The organism is Streptomyces sp. NPDC006743 (genome assembly GCF_040703815.1).
In the GTDB taxonomy this organism is placed as follows: Bacteria; Actinomycetota; Actinomycetes; order Streptomycetales; family Streptomycetaceae; genus Streptomyces.
On record NZ_JBEYJA010000133.1, the window covers coordinates 1 to 3,270 of the forward strand.

General features: G+C 71.6%; 2 protein-coding genes and 1 pseudogene. 1 reads left to right on the forward strand and 2 read right to left on the reverse strand.

The window, feature by feature from the left end:
- Together ABZ719_RS37380 and ABZ719_RS37385 are read right to left on the reverse strand one after the other, a co-directional pair.
- On the reverse strand, positions 1–1,595 hold a 1,595-nt coding region (locus tag ABZ719_RS37380; RefSeq protein ID WP_366729627.1), incomplete at its 3' end, for a chloride channel protein.
- Positions 1,596–1,845: 250 nt separating this feature from the next.
- Complete coding sequence (locus tag ABZ719_RS37385; RefSeq protein WP_366729626.1) at positions 1,846–2,535, reverse strand: DUF4396 domain-containing protein; 690 nt, start codon at positions 2,533–2,535, stop codon at positions 1,846–1,848.
- Between the two features lie 325 nt (positions 2,536–2,860).
- On the opposite strand from ABZ719_RS37385, the pseudogene ABZ719_RS37390 reads away from it, so the two are divergent.
- Positions 2,861–3,270, forward strand: a pseudogene (locus ABZ719_RS37390) (stage II sporulation protein E); the annotation flags it as partial.

Below are 3,270 nucleotides of genomic sequence, written 5' to 3' on the forward strand. Positions count from 1 at the left end.
GGCAGACCCGTGCCCGCGGCGGAGAGCAGGGTGTGCAGAGCCTGGGCGAGCGGTTCGTCGGCGGTGACCGGCGCCGGCGGCTCGGTGAGCTGTCCGACCAGCGTGGGCGCGCCCTCCGGCTGCTCCGCGAGGGCTTCGGCGACCGCTTGCGCGGTGACCACCCCGAGGTAGTTCCCGCCGTCGAAGACGGGGAGCGCGCCGTGTCCCGAGCGGCTCAGCAGGTCGGCGGCGTCGGCGAGGGTGGTGGAGGCGGGCAGCGGTGCGGGCAGGGGGTCCATCACGGCGCCGACCCGCTGGCCGCCGAGCCGGGCCCCGCGAGCGGGGCCTTCGAGGTCGATCCCGCGACGGTGGAGCTTGAGGGTGTAGACCGTGCCGTGGGACAGCAGGTGGCTGGTGGCGGTGGCCAGCACGATCGCCAGCATCAGCGGCAGGATGATCGAGTACTCGCCGGTGAGTTCGAAGAGGATCACCACGGCGGTGATCGGCGCCCGGGCCGAGCCGGCGAAGACGGCGCCCATACCGACCAGGGCGTACGCGCCCACCGCCCCCGCCGTGCCGGGCACGAGGTGGTGGACGGCGAGCCCGTAGGCGGAACCGAGCATCGCCCCGATGAACAGACTGGGCGCGAACACCCCGCCCGAGCCGCCGATACCGATCGTCAGGCTGGTCGCCAGCATCTTGCCCGCGAGGAGCAGCAGCAGGAAGCCGACGGCATACCCGTCCTCGGTCGCCTTCTGCAGCACCGGATAGCCGACCCCGTACATCTGCGGCAGGACGAGCAGCACCAGACCGAGCAGCAGCCCGCCGGCGGCCGGCCGCAGCCACTCCGGGCCGCGCCAGAGCCAGTCGCAGGCGTCCTCGACGAGGTAGAGGAACCGGGCGAACCCCACACCGACCACCGCGGCGACGATGCCGAGCAGGGCGAAGAGGCCGTACTGGCCGAGATGGTCGACGTGGAAGTCCGGAAGGCTGAGGAAGGCGTTGTCCCCGAAGGCGGCACGGCCTATGACGCTCGCGGTGACGCTGGCCAGTACGGTCGCGCCGAACGCCTCCGCGCTGAAGGCGCGCAGGATCAGTTCCATGGCGAAGAAGACACCGGCCAGCGGCGCGTTGAAGGTGGCCGCGATGCCGCCCGCCGCGCCGCAGGCGACCAGGAGTTTCATGCGGCCTTCCGTCGCCCTGGTCAGGCGCCCGAGGGTGGAGCCGAGCGCGGAACCGATCTGCACGATCGGGCCCTCCCGGCCCACCGAGCCACCGGAACCGATGGTCAGGGCCGAGGCGAGAGTCTTGACGACCGCGACCTTCGGGCTGATCCTCCCCCCTCGCTGGGCGACGGCCACCATCCCCTCGGGAACTCCGTGACCGCGCGCCTCCTTGGCAAACCGGTTCACCAGCGGCCCGTACAGCAGGCCCCCGGCCACCGGGGCGAGCAGGACGAAGTACGGCCCCAGCCACGGCACGTGCGGGTTTCCCTCTCCTGGTGCCGCCGCATAGTCGGCGTGGCCGGCGAAGAGCCGGGTGAAGGTCTGGATGCACCAGCGGAAGACGAGGGAGCCCGCGCCGGCTCCCGCGCCGACGATCACGGCGAGTGCCATCAGCATCCAGGGCGCGGCACGCAGACCGGCCGGACCACGCGCTGCTACGGGACCCGGGCCTGCCGCATCGACCGGCCGGCCTGCCGCGTCGACCGGCTGCTTCTCGCTTCTGGCTGCCTGGATGGCACGCATTACTTCCCCTTCCTTACCTTTGCATTATGCAAAACGTGTCAAGGGGACGTCGCGCCGGGTCCGCGCGAGGCAGGAGGCCATGCGGACGGAGCCGAGGAGGAAGTGTGAGCCGGATGCCTTACATGGCTTCCTTGATTCCGGCACGGATCAGCCAGGTGTTGACCGGCCAGGCGGTGAAGAAACCGGCGATCATGCCGATCTGCATCAGGAACCAGTACACCGGGTCGTTCGGGTGCAGGTGATGCGGGGCGGGGAAGAACACGAAGAACATCAGCGCCATCCAGCCGAACAGACCGACCTCGAAGGCGGTCAGGGACAGCACGTCGGCCTTGGCCGCCGCGAGCAGGCCCTTGCGCGGACCCAGGCCGCGCATGGGGGCGATGGCGAAGTACTGGAAACCGATCCCGAGGACCAGGGCGAGCACGTAGTCGCCGACGTACTCGGCGGGCAGGGCGATCCCGCCGATGGTGAGGCCGAGGCCGAAGACGGCGAACTCGGCGACGATGTCGCCGAGCGTGCAGCCGGCGCCGCAGTGCGAGACACCCAGCGCGGTCGTGGCGTAGCCGGGCATGTCGGACGGCTCACCGTGCTCGCGCTGCCAGCGATGCGTGCGGGGACGGCCCCAGGCGCGATAGGCGACCACGGCGGCCGGCCCGAAGTACAGGGCCGTCACCGGCCAGACCGCCTCCATGACGCCCATCTGCTGGCGGTAACCGCGACCGTAGATGTCGAGGAGGATCCACCCCGCGCCGGCGAAGGCGACAGCGAGGGCGGCCCAGGCCAGGGCGGTCAACCAGGTCGGTGGCATGGACGGCCTTCCCCGGCGCCCCTCGGTGCCGGGCGGCCGACGGTGATCAGGCGTTCTGCACGGATGGCTTCCGGCTACCCCCGGGGCGGACGGGGTAACGCTCCGGCCCCAGCGGGAGGCACCACCCGCCGGAGCTGCGGTCGCGTGGGGCCGCGAACCTGCCGGGGCAGCGGGGCCCCGCTGCGTACAGAGCGATCGAAGCGGCCCGGACCTGCGGCGCGGTGCGGGGGACGCGTTCCGTCTGCTGCCCGTCTGGGGGGTAGTCGTAGAGGTGTCGTCGTTCCCGGAAGAACGCCGGGAAGGGGAGCGGAGGGAGGGTCGTCCGGTGATCGATCCGATGAAGGTGAGCGGTGCGCTGACCGATCTGATGCTGGCCAGTCATACGGCGACCCTGGAGGATCTGCCGCGGATGGTGGCCGATCACGTGGAGCCGACAGGTCTGCATGATGTGGCGTTCTTCCTCGTCGACATGCAGGGCAGGCTGTTGCGGCAGCTGACCGGCCGGGGCGACGACGCGGGCGGCACAGGCCTGGAACTGGCCGTCGACTCGACCCTGGCGGGACTGGCGTTCCAGCGGGTCGATCTGATCACCGAGCCGGACCGGCCGTCCGGCCAGGGCGGCCGCCGGTGGTGGGTGCCCGTGACCGACGGAGTGGAACGCCTGGGCGTGCTGCGCGCGGACACCGCCGAGGACGACGATGCCACCCGGTACGCGTTGCGCGCGCTCGCGTCGGT

Excerpts from the sequence above, each read along its gene's own strand:
- ABZ719_RS37385 (WP_366729626.1), bottom strand. The coding sequence starts at position 2,535 with ATGCCACCGACCTGGTTGACCGCCCTGGCCTGGGCCGCCCTCGCTGTC.